At 45.6% G+C, this 18,257-nt stretch carries 20 protein-coding genes; all 20 read right to left on the reverse strand.

From position 1 onward, the window contains the following. Positions 1 to 13: 13 nt before the first annotated feature. Positions 14 to 1,408, reverse strand: coding sequence for an O-unit flippase-like protein (gene wzx, locus NFS31_RS14260; protein WP_251496230.1), 1,395 nt, complete (start codon positions 1,406 to 1,408; stop codon positions 14 to 16). Beyond that, a complete protein-coding gene (locus NFS31_RS14265; protein ID WP_251496233.1) occupies positions 1,405 to 2,388 on the reverse strand; it encodes a GDP-mannose 4,6-dehydratase in 984 nt (327 codons plus the stop codon). The genes wzx and NFS31_RS14265 overlap by 4 nt, the downstream gene beginning before the upstream one ends. A gap of 12 nt (positions 2,389 to 2,400) precedes the next feature. Then, on the reverse strand, positions 2,401 to 3,228 hold the full coding sequence (locus tag NFS31_RS14270; RefSeq protein WP_251496236.1) for a hypothetical protein: 828 nt from the start codon (positions 3,226 to 3,228) through the stop codon (positions 2,401 to 2,403). A 256-nt stretch (positions 3,229 to 3,484) separates the two neighbouring features. Then, on the reverse strand, positions 3,485 to 4,402 hold the full coding sequence (locus NFS31_RS14275) for a hypothetical protein (protein ID WP_251496239.1): 918 nt from the start codon (positions 4,400 to 4,402) through the stop codon (positions 3,485 to 3,487). A 639-nt stretch (positions 4,403 to 5,041) separates the two neighbouring features. Next, the gene (locus NFS31_RS14280; RefSeq protein WP_251496241.1) at positions 5,042 to 6,166 is read right to left on the reverse strand and encodes a glycosyltransferase family 2 protein; all 1,125 of its coding nucleotides are present in this window, start codon (positions 6,164 to 6,166) and stop codon (positions 5,042 to 5,044) included. A 118-nt stretch (positions 6,167 to 6,284) separates the two neighbouring features. Then, entirely contained in the window at positions 6,285 to 6,617 is a 333-nt protein-coding gene (locus NFS31_RS14285) for a hypothetical protein (protein WP_251496244.1), read from the reverse strand. Next, positions 6,590 to 7,150: a hypothetical protein gene (locus tag NFS31_RS14290; RefSeq protein ID WP_251496246.1), complete on the reverse strand. Its 561-nt coding sequence runs from the start codon at positions 7,148 to 7,150 to the stop codon at positions 6,590 to 6,592. The genes NFS31_RS14285 and NFS31_RS14290 overlap by 28 nt, the downstream gene beginning before the upstream one ends. Before the next feature lie 31 nt (positions 7,151 to 7,181). Further along, entirely contained in the window at positions 7,182 to 7,406 is a 225-nt protein-coding gene (locus NFS31_RS14295; protein ID WP_251496250.1) for a hypothetical protein, read from the reverse strand. A 49-nt stretch (positions 7,407 to 7,455) separates the two neighbouring features. Continuing rightward, entirely contained in the window at positions 7,456 to 7,788 is a 333-nt protein-coding gene (locus NFS31_RS14300) for a glycosyltransferase family protein (protein WP_251496252.1), read from the reverse strand. After that, a complete protein-coding gene (locus NFS31_RS14305) occupies positions 7,785 to 8,066 on the reverse strand; it encodes a glycosyltransferase (protein ID WP_251496255.1) in 282 nt (93 codons plus the stop codon). Before NFS31_RS14305 ends, NFS31_RS14300 begins: the two co-directional genes overlap by 4 nt. A gap of 54 nt (positions 8,067 to 8,120) precedes the next feature. Then, the gene (locus tag NFS31_RS14310) at positions 8,121 to 9,167 is read right to left on the reverse strand and encodes a glycosyltransferase (protein WP_251496257.1); all 1,047 of its coding nucleotides are present in this window, start codon (positions 9,165 to 9,167) and stop codon (positions 8,121 to 8,123) included. Between the two features lie 7 nt (positions 9,168 to 9,174). Next, positions 9,175 to 10,128: an AAC(3) family N-acetyltransferase gene (locus NFS31_RS14315; RefSeq protein WP_251496259.1), complete on the reverse strand. Its 954-nt coding sequence runs from the start codon at positions 10,126 to 10,128 to the stop codon at positions 9,175 to 9,177. Then, on the reverse strand, positions 10,115 to 10,564 hold the full coding sequence (locus NFS31_RS14320) for a VOC family protein (RefSeq protein WP_251496262.1): 450 nt from the start codon (positions 10,562 to 10,564) through the stop codon (positions 10,115 to 10,117). Before NFS31_RS14320 ends, NFS31_RS14315 begins: the two co-directional genes overlap by 14 nt. Then, positions 10,561 to 12,159 (reverse strand): HAD-IIIC family phosphatase, encoded by a 1,599-nt coding sequence (locus NFS31_RS14325; protein WP_251496265.1) that lies wholly within the window; start codon positions 12,157 to 12,159, stop codon positions 10,561 to 10,563. Before NFS31_RS14325 ends, NFS31_RS14320 begins: the two co-directional genes overlap by 4 nt. Then, on the reverse strand, positions 12,152 to 12,370 hold the full coding sequence (locus NFS31_RS14330; protein WP_251496268.1) for an acyl carrier protein: 219 nt from the start codon (positions 12,368 to 12,370) through the stop codon (positions 12,152 to 12,154). The genes NFS31_RS14325 and NFS31_RS14330 overlap by 8 nt, the downstream gene beginning before the upstream one ends. After that, a complete protein-coding gene (locus tag NFS31_RS14335; RefSeq protein WP_251496271.1) occupies positions 12,355 to 13,008 on the reverse strand; it encodes a hypothetical protein in 654 nt (217 codons plus the stop codon). Before NFS31_RS14335 ends, NFS31_RS14330 begins: the two co-directional genes overlap by 16 nt. A gap of 412 nt (positions 13,009 to 13,420) precedes the next feature. After that, complete coding sequence (locus NFS31_RS14340) at positions 13,421 to 13,900, reverse strand: serine O-acetyltransferase (protein WP_251496274.1); 480 nt, start codon at positions 13,898 to 13,900, stop codon at positions 13,421 to 13,423. A 17-nt stretch (positions 13,901 to 13,917) separates the two neighbouring features. Further along, complete coding sequence (locus NFS31_RS14345) at positions 13,918 to 15,135, reverse strand: nucleotide sugar dehydrogenase (RefSeq protein ID WP_251496278.1); 1,218 nt, start codon at positions 15,133 to 15,135, stop codon at positions 13,918 to 13,920. A 39-nt stretch (positions 15,136 to 15,174) separates the two neighbouring features. After that, positions 15,175 to 16,986 carry an alginate lyase family protein gene (locus NFS31_RS14350; RefSeq protein WP_251496281.1) on the reverse strand — a complete coding sequence of 604 codons (1,812 nt, stop codon included), beginning with the start codon at positions 16,984 to 16,986 and terminating at the stop codon, positions 15,175 to 15,177. A 14-nt stretch (positions 16,987 to 17,000) separates the two neighbouring features. Next, positions 17,001 to 18,257, reverse strand: a 1,257-nt coding sequence (locus tag NFS31_RS14355) for a glycosyltransferase family 4 protein (protein WP_251496284.1), incomplete at its 5' end; no start/stop codon positions are given.

Genomic DNA, 18,257 nt, shown 5'->3' on the forward strand with positions numbered 1-18,257 from the left:
ACAAATATTTCTTTTAAGAAAACTCCTGTTTAAGAGCATTTTTGATACCTTCAGCTCCTGTTGTGTAGATATCTTTATACCTTATCCCTGTCTCTCTCAATACAAAAACAGGCCACTTCCAATTATTGTATGCCAGATTCGCTGCAACCTGGCCAATCACGAGCCCCCAAATTCCCAATCCAAACTCTTTAACCAGAATAATTGTTATAAAAAAGGAAAAGGCTGCAGTGATAATATAGGACCGGCAGCACAGGATTCGGTTGGAAGAAGCAATCATTGAAACAAATAAAGACTGCTGTGTATAAAGATAATAAAACAGGCCCATTAACAGTGAAAAAGGAATCCCAATTTTCATACCGGGCCTTATAACATGTAATATTGGAAGTCCCAATATAAGAAAAGCGAGCATGCCGCTGCCAAAAATAATCTTGTATACTAAATCTGAAACGCAGGTGAGTTTTTTTTGTAAATCCACATTTCTCTGTAAACATGCGCTGCTGTATTGCGGCTGATATGCATTAAAATACGCTGTAGAGACAGACGCGATGGTTGATGTAATCTGTGTCACAACACCATACACACTTACAGATTCCAAATCAATAAAATATGCGCATATCAATGTATTTACCTGTGTTGTGAAATACTCAGCGAGCATCACAATACCATTTCTCCAGGCGGACTCCCAAACGGCCGAAAAGCATTCTTTTACCCTGCTTGGAGATACGTTACTGTCAATGTGTAATCCATCCACCTTTCTTTTAAAGAAATATCTGCCCATTATCCTCAAAGAAATTCCGCTTAAGGCATAGGCAATTACAAATCCGGCCAGCCCCATTCCCATTGACAACAGTCCGGCTGCTATGATGATTTGGAAAAATTTGGAGAACACTCCCATCTTATTGCGTTCCGCTACCGCTCCGATCCCCTGCAGTAAGGAAGTCCAATATCCGTAAAACAGATTCAGGAAGACTGCCACGGCATAAATGGCCCATGAGAGGAATATCTGTTTTGTCAATCCGCCTTCAACAACACCGTTTATATAGAGCGTACCGGCTGTCATCATGATCAGGATGGCAAAAACAGATATGAGCGCATACACGATACGGCATGTATATATGATTTCTGACATAAGCCGTGTATTTTTCTCTTTTCCGCAGCTTTGTGCCATATAAACCTTTTCAAGTTTGGACGCTCCGCTCCATGCGTACGTCATATGGCGGGAAATCGTTGCATTAAAGCCAAAATCAAACAGATTTACAATTTGAGAAATACTGGCAAACACATACCACAGTCCCAGCTCATCGCCGGAAAGAAACCGCATGATCAGAGGAAGCAGTATTACATTAGCGCCTATTGTTAAAAAACGCGCCAGATATGACCATGCCAAATCCCGTTTTCCAATATTCATCCACAACTCCCATGATTTCTTTTTCTCCAGTAATCAAGCATATCCTGAATCGTCTGCTCCATTTTTATTTCCTGCCTCCATCCTGTCGCCTGCTTCAGCTTGGTTACATCTCCCACAATGACTCTTTCGTCTGTCGGTCGCATCAATCCCGGATCCACCTCTATCGTAAACGGAACACCTATTTGTTTTTCTATCATAGAGACGATGTCGCTCATTTGATAAACGGTTTCAGACGATATATTATATACATCGCCCGGCCGCCCTTTCTCCGCCAGCAGAATCAATGCCCTGACCAAATCCCGTTGATCCATGATTGCACGGCGTGTGCTTAAATTTCCCACTTTTAATATGTAATGATGAGCCGCTTCCGCTTCAACCGCCCGGCGTGTGAAATCAGATGTTACATCGTTCATCTTACGCGTCCCCGTCGAATTAAAAATCCTTGCCCTGATACATTTGATTCTGTCATTCATATAGTATTGCAGCGCCAGAAGATCCTGCCCTACTTTACTGACTCCGTACGGATGAAGCGGCTTTAATTCCGCCGTCTCTTTGACGTAAACCTCATCGCCTTCCAGTTCATTTAACGTCTGTCCATATTCTGCGCTTGAGCATGCGACCACCACCATCGGATCATAGCCCGGAATTTTATCTCTCGCCTTTTTTACTGCCTCAAAAACTGCTATCGTTCCATTAATGTTTATATCCATCGTTTCAAACGGCCTGTCCCATGAAACGGTTGGATAACTCTGCGCCGCAAGGTGGTAAATCTGCCCGGGAAGGTATGTCCCGATTACCTTTTCGACCGAAACAGGATACCGGACGTCACATTCAATCATTTTTACAGAAGAATCAATTTCTTTTAAATCTACGGTTGGCTTATAATACGTGCCTATTACAATCCCATAACCGATTGCATTTAAATGCTCTGCCATATGGGAACCCACCATCCCTCCGGCGCCTGTCACGAGAATATTCAAAGCAGATACCTCCTATCTGAACGTTTCTTTTATTTGTTTCACAATAAATTGATTAGAATGCGAATCCTGAAAACGCGTGTATTCATCTCTGTAACACGCTTCCCGCTCCATCAATTCCGTTATCCTTCCCTTTAACTCTTCGATTGTTGTATAAAGCATACAGATATCCGGGAACTGGCGGTGATATTGTACCATTGTAAGAAATGGGTTTCCGACAATTGGAATCCCCTGGGAAAAGGCATCCATAATCGTTCCGGAGCTGCGCAGCCCAAACCGTGTAGAGAACGGCAGGACAATCACCTTTGCCCTGATAATATACGTGTAATATTCATCATAAGAAAGCGTCAGCCTCCCTTTAAATACCTTTAACCCGCCTCCCTCATACTCCAGATTCTTTGCCCGGAATATCGCCCGGTAACCATTTTTCTCAAAAAAATGCTCTTCTTTTTCCATTTCTATAATTTTCATTATCTCTTCATCTTCGTTACTGTTTGATATCCCAACAATATCATAGGCCCCAATATGGACGGCCGGCTGTATGCTGATGGGGTTTAACATATGTGGTATATAATAAATACGGTTCTTGTCAATATGATATTGATTATTCATATATTCAATCCCATCCCGTTCCATTACAATATGTTTAAAATCATTTTTTATCGGCTCAAACAGCCGCCCCAGAATTCCGGTCTCATATGCGCTGACGGATTGATCCAGTAAAAATAATTTTCCCATTCTTTTAAATTTGTGGCGGAGAAAGTAATACGAAATCAAATCAATTGTTGCAATCAAAATATAATCATAGTGATTTTTCTGATCAAGCTCAATTATTTTCTTCATATACAGAATCACTTCCATATGATCCTTTATACAGAGGCGGCGAAAGACTCCCTTTGACCATATCGGCCAGTTCAAAAATGACTTTCGATCAAGCTTCTCCGTTGCATTATATACCTCTGTGCAAATTTGCTTTTCAACTCCTGAATACCACGTTTCTTCGGGGCATAACAAGGTTACCTCTGCTGCATTGCTTAACAAATGGGACCATTTAACATCAAAATACCGATGTCCCATAACCGTCCACTTTGCCCTGAGATTACAATATAATATCTTCATCCGAAAATCCATCCTCTCTTTTATCGCATGTTCCCAATGTAGAATCATGCTTCTGAAACAGTCCGTAACAAATCCACAGGATACCTGCATTGAGTGAATAATAAAGTGAATAAAAAAATACAAACCATAAAACACCTAAGATCACCCACATATTGCCATCTTCTTTCAGGAACTCCGCAATAAATTCTTTTAACATGAATGTAATAAGGACAACCCCCAACAGGCCGAAATTGATGATAATTTCAGCAAACGGCAGATGGAAATGCGAATATGTCCGGTACTGAATCATCGTATCGGCAAAGGTTGAGCCTGAAATATTCCAGTCGCTTAATCCCCAATGCTTTACAGCTGTTCCGCCATAGCCTTTTCCAAATAATAGCGCCCACGGCTTTTGGAAGACTTCAATTATAACATTTATCACACCTTCGATTCTCGTCTGAATCGAACCGCCTAAATTGGCATACCAATCTAACAGACTGCTTTTATTATCAAAAATACGAAGCGCTGCGGAAAGCTTATATGAAATCTGCCCTTCTATACGATGAAACGTCCCGGCATGTAAAACAATATATCCCATACACAGAAGAATGAGCACAAAACCAAGCTTTATCCCCGTTCTTGTGCGCGTATCATGGAATGTCAGCAATTTACGCACAAACACAACCCCAACAAACAACATATAAATCCACCATGTCCCGGCGATCCCCACCGTGTAGCGCAATTGAATCAAAAAAGCAACACATCCTGTCACAAAATGGAAGATTCCCCGCTCTTCAAACAGAAACAGGATTAATCCAGGAGCAAAAAAGAGAATCAGAGGACACGTTATATAATACTCATCCCCCCATATCGCATACGTATTGCCTGTCAGGATCAGCGGGACAGCCGCCCAGGTCACGCCTGACAAAATCGCCGGCATCACCGTGCGCAGCCGTTTGGCAAAGCCTGGCTCTTTATGCAGCAGAATCCCTCCCAAAATCACAAATGCAGCCACATGTATGATCTCATACATATCTCTCGCCGTATACCTCCACATATCAGAATGGGAAAATATTTCATTGTCATTAAGCGTAAAGGTTATAAACGTCATCAGCGCTGCCATGCAGAACATAAAGATATTTAAAAAAAAGAATCTGCGAAGCCCGTCCCGCTTTTTCATAGAAACTGGAAAACCGTATACTACAACAGCCTTGACAGCCGCAGCCGCCATGATAAGAAGCAAAAGGTAACTCTTCGCATATGGCAAAATATATACGCTGTAAAAAACCGCTGTCCTGTCCCCTAACGCAAATCCTATACTTTCAATGTTTGTGGAAAGTATGATCAATGCACGAATTGTAAAATCGCTTATACTCCTCCCTAGCAAAGCATAAATAAGGTAAACAGTTTCTGCCATTGCCAGTAATGCAGTTATCTGGCTGATACGTGCAAATTGCGAATTAATAAAAGTCAGGACAACAATAAAAAACACATATAAATAATATGTATCAATACCCCATTTTCTCTTTTCGATTGAAATCATATTCATATTTATTATTTACCTCAGAAGCCTGAAATACCTTCCCATCCGGTATATCATTTCTGCCATTGCCGGACTAAGGCGGAACAGGCTCAGCATATAAGTTCTGTTTTTGGATTCGGATTCAGGCCTGTAGCTTCCCGTTTTTTCTCTTTTATATATGAGGCGGAATTCTTTCTTCAATTCTTTTTTGATTACAGAAATCTCATGCTGTTTCAGTCCCATTTCCCTCAAGCTGATAAAGCAAAATACCAGGCGCGCGCAAAAATCCCTCCCTGCTATTTTGCTTAATGACGGCTTTTCCTTTTTAATGAATCTGTAGATCTCCCTGTTGCTGTCAAGAACTGACAGATAGTCCTTTGTCATTGCTTTTGTAGTAATGCTTTCTTCTCTGGTTTCATACACATAACCTGCTAATGGTATAGAAATCACTTGTTTTGCCCTGGCCATTACCTTAACATTTATAAGTTTGTCCTCTTCATACATCCTGATATTCTCATCAAATTTTGAGTTTAAAAAAAGCGCATTTCTATAAATCTTATTCCAATTACTGCATATGGAGCCATCCCTCTCAAGCATTCTTCGTATCGCCTCATCCCCATTACACTGACTGCTCTTCGGAATGAATTCATATAAAACGTTTCCATCTTTTACTTTTCGGACTCCAAATTCTAAAATATCAGCCTGCTTTTCAATCATTACAGGGAGTATCTTCCTGTAAGTATCGCTTTCTATGTAATCATCCGCGTCCACAAAAGTCACATAATCGCCAAGCGCCTGACAAACGCCATGAATACGCGCGTAAAATAGTCCCTGATTATTCTGGTTTATAAGCGTTATATTTTCATATCTATCCTGCAAACGCCTGACAACATCCTCTGTCCTGTCCTCTGAACCATCGTTTACAACGATAATCTCTTTGACGACATCTCCCTGTCCTTCAATACTCTCAACACACCGCTCAATCCATGCGCTGACATTATACGCAGGTATGATCACAGACAAAATTCCAGCTCTTGCCGTTTCCGGTCCATCGATTTCTCCAGGGCTTCCATTGCCTCCCGCGCTTACAGCCGGGGTAGTGATTCCCAAACACTCATTTAAACTCATCAAAAACTCCCTTTTTATCAATTTCTTTTTCAATCATCTCATCCATCCTGTCCAGCAGATCCTTATCATTTTCACAAAAGCAGTACGCCTGTATCCTGATGCAAGCTTATGAAATGCCTTCATACATGAAGAATAAACAGGAAATACCCCATTACAGACATAACTGGACAGCTTTGTAGGCGTAGCCACATGGTTTCCAGCGATATCCTCTCTTATACAAAAAACAAATTTCGCCTTCTTCATCTCCTGCTTCACCTTTTCTTTTTGGCACGGAAGCAATTGAAAAATTCCTGATATGGTTTTGTAAAAGGATCTTCCTTGCCTTATCCATATCAAATATCAATACACAGAGATTTATCCGATCGGCGTATCTCTCTTCTATTTTCTTATGTAACAGGACCGTTTTTTCAAAACACTGCCATGCTGCCCGCATATACAAACCGGTTATCGGAATAGTCATGCTCCAGAACGCTTTTTCCTCCAATTCTTCAATGAAACTCCCCGCAGCAAGCTACGGGGTATCAGCCCGAGACTCACTTCGTTCGTCATTAGTTTGTTGCGCTGCAAGCAGCGGGAAATTAAACCCTCTTTTGGATTAAAGCAGGGCATAATATAAAAATCATCAAATTTAATTTTGTATTTCTCCATATAGTGCTCTTTCATTTCATCCGATACAAAAAATATAAAGTCTGCTGAGCGTAAGGCAGCATGCTCTATCATGGATAAAATCATGGTTCTCAGTCTGGAATGATGTCTCATAAAAGACTCTTCCGGAGCGATCCCCTGCGCCCAGAAAATCACATACCCGTATCCCGCAAGTCTCGCCTTAAGTACGTCAAGTGCTGTAATCACAACAACTGCCCGGTTCTTTGTGCCTTTCTCTCTTACAAGCTTTTTAATATTCACGCACCGCGCATTTAATTTCTCCAGGCTGCTTTCTATCACGCCCAGATAATCACTCGTCACGGATGTATTGCCATAGGGATTATAGATATCCGCTCTTCCATATGCTATCATAGTTTCTGTCTTCCTTTACAATATCAGGCTTTCATTTACAGCAAACGGTTTTCCGTTCTGAATTTTCCGTTCTGAAAAGACCAGGTACAGTACCGCCAGATATGGAACCGTCAGCAAAAACATTGGATAAAAATACCGGATATCCGGAAAGCAGCATCCCAGAAATAACCCGGCCATGTTCGCGAACGCCGGTAAAATGATAAAAAGGTATTTCTTCCGTTTCATTTTCATTAATACAATGCCACTGACGCCCCATAACACGAAATTCCATCCACAGCGCGACACAAAGAACTGGAGAGCCCCAATCAGATAGTCGTCGCAGAACAGAAAAGCGACTCTTTCCCTGAACCATTGAAACCGCTCTGGAAACACCGCTCTCCCGGCGTCTCCATTAATGGCGGTATAAAAGAAACCGGAATTCCCTTTAACCCGGTCTGCGTATCGCTGATATCAAGGCCGCAGAACAGCCTGAATACAAGCGTCGTACAATGATTGCCAAACCGGCTCCTAAACGGTATCGTTTTATCCGAGAAATCCCGGACTCCCAAGATAAATTTTTCCGGATTCTGCCTTAATAAATCCGCGCACCTGGTTACATCCTCTATACAATGCTGCCCGTCGCAGTCACATTGAATCACCCCGATTGTCCCTGTATACCCCCCCCGCCGGTTTCAGACAGGTAATAGTTAAAACCCGATTTATAGGCCCTCCCCTGCCCCAGGTTGACGCTGTGTGTCACTACATGGCAGTGATATATCTCCTTTGCCTCCCTGAAATAGTGCTTTGTGTCATCCCGGCTTCCATCATCCACGACAATAATGTGTTTATATTCCGCTTCTTTTAAACGGCGCAGAAACGCAATAAACTTATCATCCGGATTATAAGCCGGAATCATGATGACGACATCCTGAATCATCTCTTTTGTCCTCCTTTACATTCCCATATCCCTTCCTCGCAAAATCCTATATAGTTATAAGATTGCAAACAGCTCATCCATATAGTTTTCAAATGAATAACCGGCTCCAGATTTCTGGGCGCCATTTTTCAGCCCTGTCAAATACAGATCATCTTCATCCAGAGCTCTTAGCACAGCCGCGAGGGACTCTTTCGCATAGTCTGTAAGAATAATTCCGTCAACGCCGTCTTCTACGATTTCTCTGTTATGTGCAATATCACTGACAATTGCAGGCAGTCCGGCCATTTTCGCTTCAATCAAAGCGCCAGGCACACCCTCGCTTTTGCAGCGTGTCAAAAACAGCAATATATCATACCTGTTTAAAAGCCGGTACACATCCTTCTCATTTTTATCAAATATACCGCAATAACAGCAATTTTCCAGAGTATGAATCTCCTTCAAAAATACATCCTCATAATCCTCATTGATTGCTCCCCAAAATGAAAAATCAACCTCCGGAAGCAGTTTCGCAGTTTCAAGGATCAGGTCTGTCCCCTTCTCCGGGTAAATCATTGAAAAAAACACGCATTGCAGCCGTTCTCCTTTTTTTCTGATTTGGATATCAAAATCTGGTTTTATCCTGCAGTTTGGAAAATATCCCGCATTTTTTAACCCCATCTCCCTGCATTGCCTGAGCATAGCCTGTGTTTCAACATATACTCGTTTATAGCGCTTCACATGCTTTTGGTATCCCCTGTTCTCTCTTATGAAATCGGCAAAAAGCCCTCCCATGACAAAAAAAACAGCTTCCTCCATGCCCCTTCTGTTCACAAGATACAGCACGGCCGAAAGCGCCCTGGCAAATCTGCCGCATGAAGATATCCCAATCAGAATCCTGTTTCTCCGGCCCAGCACTGCTTTTAGCAGCTTAATTACCTCCGGCCTTTTACAGCGTTTCAGTAAAAATGTGTTAATTTCAACGATCTCTGTACGTTCCTTCAACTGCTTTAAAATCGTATCGTCCTTGGCTGTTACGCCTCCATAACCCGGAATGAATCCGCCCATTCTCACCTTCTTTGCTTCCTTTTGCGGCAGCGAAAAACTTCCAATAAAATAAACCATTATCCGTCTACTGTCTTAGATATCTTTCAGGTATCCTATAAAACAACAGATCTCCTTTCTTTACGGAATCCAGAACAAACTCTGTCACCTTATTACAGTCATTTATAAAAGCAATCGGAATCCCCTGGATATCGCCGATAAAAAGCAGGCCTGCCTTTTGCAGTTTCCGGGCGCAGTATTGCTCGGTTAAGTATCTGGACCAGAATCTTTTCCTAACGCGGCACTCTTTTTCCATTGTTTGGCCGTTATAATGAATTACATACTTCTGCTTTTTATACCACCCCTTTACAGGCCACTTTTCATCAAGCATATCCTCTGCGATATGGATAAGCGATAAGGCATGGAATGGCTCAATTCCGAGGTACAGGATCTTTGCATGCCGATCCGAACAGTATTTCCAGGCAGAATGCTCTCCATGCGATACATCGGCCTCGAGATTATGCTCCATCATGCATTCCGCCTCTTTTCCAATCGCTACAAGCGTATTATTCGGGAACAGGCTCCGCAGCGCTCCCGGCCTGCCGCACATTGCGTTTGGCAGCCCTCCTGTCCATGCCGGTGTGATTTTGGGATTATACTTTTTTACAGGTTCTTCCTCTTCGTCAAACTTGAGTTCAATCTCCTGCGGCATATAAAACGGATAAGCCGGCATAACCAGAGTCCCGTCCTTCCCGGTCAGGGAGGTGAGAAAATCCAGGATTTCATCCGCGGTTTTTCCGGCCCGCTCCAGCGCGTCCATACTGGAATGAACGATCAGGATTTCTCCCCTGCAATGGTTTAATTCCCCGATTTTGTCTGCCAGTTTATTAAAAAATTCAGAAACTTCCTTTTGTTCCGGAACATGATCTTTGAGATATTTTTTTTCTATTTTACTGTCTCTTTTTCTCAGATAGTCTTTATAAAGGATTCTCGAACATACTTCTAATTGCGGTATATAAGCAAATATTTTACGAATAAACAACACTGTCTTTTCCTTCCTGACTGTTACTGTCAGATGATTGCGCTTCCAGCAGTTCCACCAGCCCCGCATGGACAGACATCAAAAAAACCACCTTTCTGTTGTCAAAAGCAATTGCGCCGGCTGGAGTGCAGATTGGCTTGAATTTTTCCTTTCTTAGCTGCATAACTGCTTCTCTCATATCACTGCATTCATAGCAAATATGGTATGGGCTGCTTCCGTTATTTTTCAGCCAGCCATCGACCGGGGATGGCAGTCCCCTGCCATCTAAAACGGATACCAACTCAACTCGATATGGGCCGTTTTCCATAAAGCATATCTGAATATTACGCGCTGTATCTCTGATTACCTGTGTGTATCTCTGATATCCCAGAATCTCAAATTTTTCTATTGATCTTTTCATATCAGAAACTGCATATCCTATATGATGAATTCTCATAATTCCTCTCCAATGACATAAGACATTTCCTGCCCCGAATTTTTAACCATTTTAAAATTCCATTTTTCAAGCAGGTGTTCCACGGGCCTGTTTTTCAAAGTCCTTATGTATTTGCCCTTTAACTCAGTTATCCCCTTTTTCTTTAATTCAGAGACAAGATGTAAAAAAATACTGTCCTCCACTCCTCTTCCCATCACCCGGCAACTCATGACAAAGTTATCAAGCCATACAATATCCCCCATGCGTGTAAGCGCGGCAGCGCATACCAGGCCATAGTTTCCATATCTGTCCTGTACGACAGCCACGTACAGGAATCCCTGGCTTTGGATCGCGGATAATTCCTGATCCGTATACCGTTTTCCGGTTAAGTTAAACTGATTGGTCTTTTTAAATAACTGCCCGGCCCGATCCATCTCGCTGTCTGTTGCCAGATGAAAATCAATCTTTATATTTAATGATCTCTTGTATTCTTCAAAATCTTCTGTCCTTTCTCTCAGCCGGATCCTGGCCGCCTCATTCTTATACATTCCTGTTTTTTCGGTATCTTCCTGTGTTACAGACATCTTATTAAACCTTTGGTTGGCAAAGTTTAAAAATGCTTTTTCTAATTCGTATATTTTTTCCGGGAAACGGATAACCTCTACCTGCGGCAGCGCCCGCTTCATTCTGTCGCGTTCCACCGGATTGTCATCTAAAAAGGCAACGGACTCCAATCCTATATTTAACCTGGATACACATTCCAGAAGATTTTTGCTTTTTTCCTCCCAGTTTGCTTTTATCATCACAAAATCATCGTATTTCAAAACCATATCAGGATGGGAAAACGCAGCGTTTACATCTTCTTCATTATTTTTCGTAAGCCCAAGCAGGATGATTCCCTGCGAAGCGGCTTTCTTAATCTGGAGCTGTAAATTGTAATAGATTGCTCCCTCTCCGTGTTCGGACAAAATAAGCCCGTCCACTCCGTCTTCTCCAATTACGCCTCCCCATATGGTATTGTCAAAATCGATTGCCAGACATTTTAATTCCGGTTCATAAACCCTGCTAATCTGTGATTCTATTTTTTTACAAATCTCTTTTGTCGCGCATAAGGAATATGGTATCCCTCCCATATACCATGTCTTTCCGGAATAAAATGCCTCTCTTCCAACGGTGTCAACGCATTCCTTCACATCCAGAATGAATGTATTCTGAAAAGTCCGGCATAAAACCAAAAGGCGCTCATACCAGTCATACTCCAACTTTTTTTCCCAGCAGGTATCCCGATTATGGACGCATCTTCTGGGAAACACATCCGCCGTAGAGATCCAGATGCGGCTGGCTGCATTATCTTGCGCCAGTTTTTCTGCATACCCCAGTAATTCCTCCGTCTTTGCTTTTGCCTCGTCATATGAGACGCATTTCCTGATCACATCGTTCATCTCAATACAGAGCATAATATCGTCATACACTGTCGTGTATAAATCCGAGCTTTTATCCAGAACCGTTTCCACCCAGCCGCCATAGCCGGCCGGTGAATATACGTCATATTTATCCGAAAGAAACTGCTTAATGATATCTACGTTGACATTTGATAAAAGATATAATTTACGCATTGTTAATATAACTCCATAAGTCCCTTACGGATTTAATCTCATTGATTTGATCCATCGGTATCTCCACTCCGTATTTCTCTTCTGTTTCCATAATGATTCTCAGATGCATAAGGGAATCCCACTTTTCTATATCCTCAGCTTTTGAGTCTATGGTTACCGTTCCCTGCTTCACTCCCAATACGCTGTCCATCCAAACTAAAAATTCTCCCATACCAGTGTACCTCCATCATATTTTTGCAGACCATTTACAGATGCATAAAGAATGCCGTTATGACAGACCGGCCTTATATAGCCATATTGAAACAGCTTCATTGGCAGAAGATCCTTTTTTGCTTCAAACAGGCATTGCAGCTTCATCTCCCTGTCAAGCTTATAGAGCTTTGCCGTATCCGAGTGAATCCCGCCCTTATCCGGCTCGACGGTTGTAGAAAAAAACAGGGCCTCATTTTCATCGTCACAGCAGCCATAAATAACGCTTCCATCCAGTCTTCCAATTTCGATCCGGTCTAATCCGCTTGCTCCCTTCACGAATTGGATATTATAAATCCGGTTTTTACTGTATTCCGAATCTGTCACACACACGATTCCGTTCTTTCTAACCTGAAGCTGGCATACCCGCGACTGCTGATCCCCGGAGATCAGAGGCTCTATCCTGTTAAAATTCTCTCTCGCTGCCCAGATTCCGCTCTCTTTGTCGGAATCGCCTGTCATAATATAGACCTGATTCCTGTATGTATCTGCCTTTATGCTGTGAATGTGCCTGATAGCTCCTGCCTTAAATTCATATGACATTTCCCATACGCCGTCTATCAGGGACCATATCCGTACGGCATCCCGGTTTTGATTCACAAAATATTCTCCAAAGCACAATTGCTCACTGAAACCTTCTACGCCGGAAATCACCTCCAGCATCAGGGGAGCCCGCATCCCCGGCCTGAATTCAAACTCTTTTCTGACCTGTCCTGTCTTAAAATCATAAGAGAGGAGGTGTCCGCTACAGCCAACATATAATTTGTTTTTATATAACCGTGAGGATCGTATTTCCGTGCGCAGAAGTCTTTCCATGCACCGGAACCGTATTGCGGCCTTTTTCCATACAGGAAGTTTTAGCCGGAATAAAAGACATCTTTCCTGATTGCGCTCTAAATATATCCTGTCTTTTATCTGCCATATTCTTCCTTTGCCGCAGGCTTCCATCATCAGCGCGCCTTTTTTGAAATGAGAGAACGACTGCGCCGTGTTCCGGCTTTTATCTGAATTATTATAATTCTTCATCCGATCGATACCGTATCACTCTTGCCGGTACCCCCCCCACTATGGTTTTTGACGGCACATCATTTATTACCACAGCATTTGCACCGATAATGACATCATCCCCAACCACAATATTTCCCAAAATCTTTGCTCCTGTAGCGATATGCACGCGATCCCCGATTACCGGGACAATCCCTCTTTTATCATTAAATTCCGGTATCACCTGGTTGCTTTTCCCTGCTCCGCCTCCTATCGTCACATTCGTTCCAATCTTGCAGTCCCTTCCAATCTTGGCCTCGGAATGTATGACCACGCCAATTCCTTTATAGCCAAACTCCGTTCCCTCTCCTATTTCGCATTTATAGGGAACAAACGAATTATGGATTAAATAGATGAAACTTCTTACAATCCACGCCAGAGTTTCACAGTGATGCAGATAAAGCCACCTCTCCACCCGATATTTATTCACTGCATTCATCTTATTCATTGCCATAGCCCCCTCTGTCACAGGTGATAACACGCCTTTCCGAAAATATTCTGCGTATCCAGAACCACCTTTCGCTCCAGCTTATCCATATGCTTCCTGATTTCATCATGGGCGACCATGATAATCACCAGATCGACCGAATCCAGGAACTCGTCCAGATCATGGTATTGGTTTGGAACTATATCATCCCCCACCATAGGATCATAGACTTTCAGTGGGCTTCCCAAATGCTTTTCCTGCGACTCCAGAAGCTGGAGCGTCGGCGATTCCCGGCAGTCGTCCACATTTTCCTTGTAGGTTAATCCATACAACCCCACTCTGGATAAATCATCCATCTTCTTTTCCTTCATGATGTCATAAATCCGGTGCAGCACAAAGGCCGGCATGGCATCGTTTGTCTTCATCGACTCATCGATCACTTTTGCCAGGGACGGATAATCGCCCACTAAAAACCATGGATCCACAGAGATACAGTGCCCGCCTACTCCCGGCCCCGGGTGAAGGATATTCACGCGCGGATGCATATTACAGATACGGATGATCTCATACACATCCATATTGTCATGCCTGCAGATCTTCGCCAGCTCATTGGCAAACGCAATATTCACCGCCCGGTATGTATTTTCCACTACCTTGGTCATCTCAGCGGTTCGGATATCCGTTACCACAATTTCTCCCATGCAAAAAGAGGCGTACAGCCTCTTCACTTTCTCCCCTGTTTCCCGGTCGTCTGCGCCGATTGTCCGGTTGTTGTGTATCAGCTCATATACCATATTTCCCGGTATGATGCGCTCCGGCGCATGAACAAGATGGATGTCTTTTCCTGTCTTTTGTCCGCTCGCCTCAACTTCCGGCCTTACAAACCGTTCAATGGTTCCCGGCGAAACCGTCGATTCAATCACAAGCACAGCGCCCTCCCGCGCCTTTTTCAGCACCTCCTTCACAGCCTCCACAACGTATGCGGCATCTACCTTTTTGCTGAATTTATCGTACGGAGTTGGTACAGAGACAATATACATATCCGTAGCCTGATATTCTGTGGTGAACTGAATTCCCGCGTCCAAAGCGTTCTGAAAAAGCCTGTCAAGCCCCTGTTCTTTGAAGGTTGTTTGCCCTTTATTCAGCGTTTCAACCAGTTTTTCATTGTAATCCGTGCCCACCACTTTGATCCCATGCGACGCCAGCATAAGCGCCGTGGGCAGACCTATATATCCAAGTCCAATTACATTAACCATTTTCCCGCTCCTGTATTACTGTCATTTATCTCTGTTGTCTCATTTTGCTGCGTATGCTTCCCACCGCCGGAATACCATTTTCACCCCGCACGCGCCCACCCCCTTGTCCAGCTTAAACCGTACCTCCATCACCTGCTTTTTCATCCGTTTCCCAAACTCCGGCGCATAAGCGCAGATGTCCCCGCTTTGGTGGATGAGCACATCCGCATGTTCCCCGACTTTTTCCGTCTTTACCGTTACCTGCGCCTCTATATCCTTTGCATTCGCCCGCGCGTCTCCCACGATCCTCCATCCCCCGTCCCGCATCTCCCACGAAAATCCGGGCGCGAGATGGAAAAAGGCCGAGGCGCTCTCCCCCGCCGGCCCATGAACCGCATCTTCAACCACAAGCTCCGTCCCCTCTTCTGTCTCCCTCATCCGCAGAAGCCGCCGGTGACGGTATCCCTCATACGTCTCATACGAGCCGATCCATCCGCCGTCCACCCTGGCGCACGCCGTAGACCCAAGCCTCCGCCCGGTCCGGTGCTCGCCCCAGATCTCCGACTGCTCCCTGCCCGCGATCTCCACCGTATTGTGCGCCCGCGCGCTCCTGAAGAACGGCCGCAGCCGGTCCTGGTACTGGTATGTGCCGGAATTGACCAGCACCGGTATCCCGTACGCGGACAGCTCAAAGCTCAGCGCGTCGCAGTGCCCGTGCCCGGTCAGGTACCCCGGCCCCATCTTCCCGCAGTCCAGGATCACGCAGAGGCCGCCCGCAAAACGCTTATAATACCCCGCTTCCGGGAAATCAAAGAATCCGCCTGCTTTCGCATAATCAACCTTCATATAATCAATCCCCGCCCGCTTAAGGGCCGCCAGGAGCGCCCGGCCGCTTTTGGCGACATTATCTCCCGCGTCATTAAAAAGAGGCGTCCGCCCCATCCCGCTTTCCAGCGAATATAGCGCCCCGCCCATCCGGCCCAGCGTTTCATCCAGGGACGCCGCTTCCCCGGGCATGCCCCCGCTCATAAGCGCCTCCCTGACCCGCAGGATATCCTCCATTATGATCTTGTGGTACATCATGCTTCTCTCAAAATGGATCCCGTCTGACAGGATCTGCTCCCGGATTTCTGTTTTCAGCTTTTTCCAGAAAATTCGGAACGGATCCATTTCTTTAAAATACAGGCTGAAAATCACCAGTGTTTTCAGGTTCTCAAAATAGTGGTTCCCGAGCAGGTGCGTTTCCTGCGCCTTTATCAGGTAACGGTACTGGCTGTACATGCTGTTTAATACCTTTTCCGGGGGCCGTTCGCCCAGGATCTCATAGATAACCTTCCAGTTTGGCAGACGCACGGAAACCGTGTAGGGATGCCACCCGTCCCCGTCTTCCACGCAGTCAATCCAGCGATCGATCAGCCCGGCCGCCGCATCCTTATACGCGTTTTTTCCTTCCCTTTGGTATGCCAGCGCCAGGGCGATCCCGTACTCAAAATAGTGCAGGTTAAAATTCCACAGGCGCGTCGCCCCTTCCGCCTTCCAGGTCTTTTGGGGAAACGGGAACGTCTGATGCAGCAGGCGCAGCCTTCCTTCAAGTATCTCCCTGGGATTAAAACGGCCCGTATACGCCGGATCCCCGTCCAGCTCCCGTATGCAGGCCCGCACAGCTTCATCCGTCTGCCTGCATACGTAAAGCTTCCTTTTTGCCGGGAACACCCGCCTCCGGATCCGGTTTGCGACCTGCCCCGGTTTTAAATAGCAAAGCGTATGGATATACAGGCCCAGTCCGGCCCTGGGCGCCCCGGGCGCACGGCGCGGGCTGACCCGCTCCTTTTTAACAGGCCGCCCCGCATATCCCTTCCGTCTGCCGCACATTCCACGGGCCGGCCTCACCGCTCTTCCATCTCTTTCTGCTTTTTCATCTTTTTCCGCTTCTTCATCTCATTCCTCCCCTCCACCCCTTTTCGCCCTTTCTTTCCTTTTTTCCTCTCCCACTCCCTCTGCGCATACCCAATCACATCCGCGAGCTTCGCCGTCAGAACCGGCGCGTCAAAATCCTCCGCCCCGGCCCGCGCATTCCGGCCCATCCGCTCCCGCTCCTCATTTCCCATTCCCTTTATCTTCCGGATGCAGGCCGCCAGCTCCTCCGCGCTCCCGCTCCCCATCGATATCCCGCAGCGGTACTTTTCAATGGGCGAATAGTTCATGGAAACCGTTGAGATAATGGGCTTCCCGGAGGCCATGTATTCAAACAGCTTCCTTGAGCTGTTCCCCCGGCTCCAGTTGTACATATTTTGTGAATAATTCAATATATTGACCGAGGAACGGCTCAGGATATACGGCACAAACTGACCGTTTACATATCCCTTCATATGCACCCGCGCCAGGCCGTTTTCCTGAACCATGCGCTTTAAGTCTTCCTCCTCCTCCCCGGCCCCGTAAATGAGGAATTCAATGTCTGTCTCCTCTTTCAAAAGCGCGGCCGCCCGGATCAGCAGCTCCAGGTGGTTCACCTTCCGCAGCGTCCCCACATACGTCACACGGAACGCGTCCGGGCCGGGGTCCGCATCCCCCGGCCGCATTTCCCGGATCTGTTTTACGTATTCCTGCAGGTCAATCCCGTTGTTGATATAAAAGCATTTCCTGAGGTCGATGTCCCCGCCCTGTTCTGTGAGCCATCCCCTTTCCCTCAAATAATCCGTATCGCCTTCCTTGGTAAAAACCATGGCGTCCGCATTCCGGTATATCCAGCGCTCCCCCCGGATGAGCGCCTTCCCCAGGAAACTGTCTTCCCCTGCCATCCCCGCCTGGAAAATGGCCTCTGGCCACAGGTCCCTCACCTCGCAGATGCAGGGGATCCCCAGCCGCTTCGCAATCTGTACCCCGGCAACCATGGTCAGCGGGTGGACGCTCGATGCCAGGATCACATCCGGCCTCCCGAACTTCCGCATAAGCGGCCGGTATGCCCGGAACAGCCCCAGGTAGAAGCACACCCAGTTCCACACCCGTCTCCCGCCGTTCCCCTTATAGGCCGGCGTCTTTATAAATACAAACGGGATCCCGTCCACTGTATCCGCCATGTACCTCCCTTTAAATTCCATCCTCGTCCCGTCAAAATGGTTCGTGCCGGCGCAGAATACCACCGG

Source organism: Otoolea muris (genome assembly GCF_943193115.1).
Classification (GTDB): domain Bacteria; phylum Bacillota; class Clostridia; order Lachnospirales; family Lachnospiraceae; genus Otoolea; species Otoolea muris.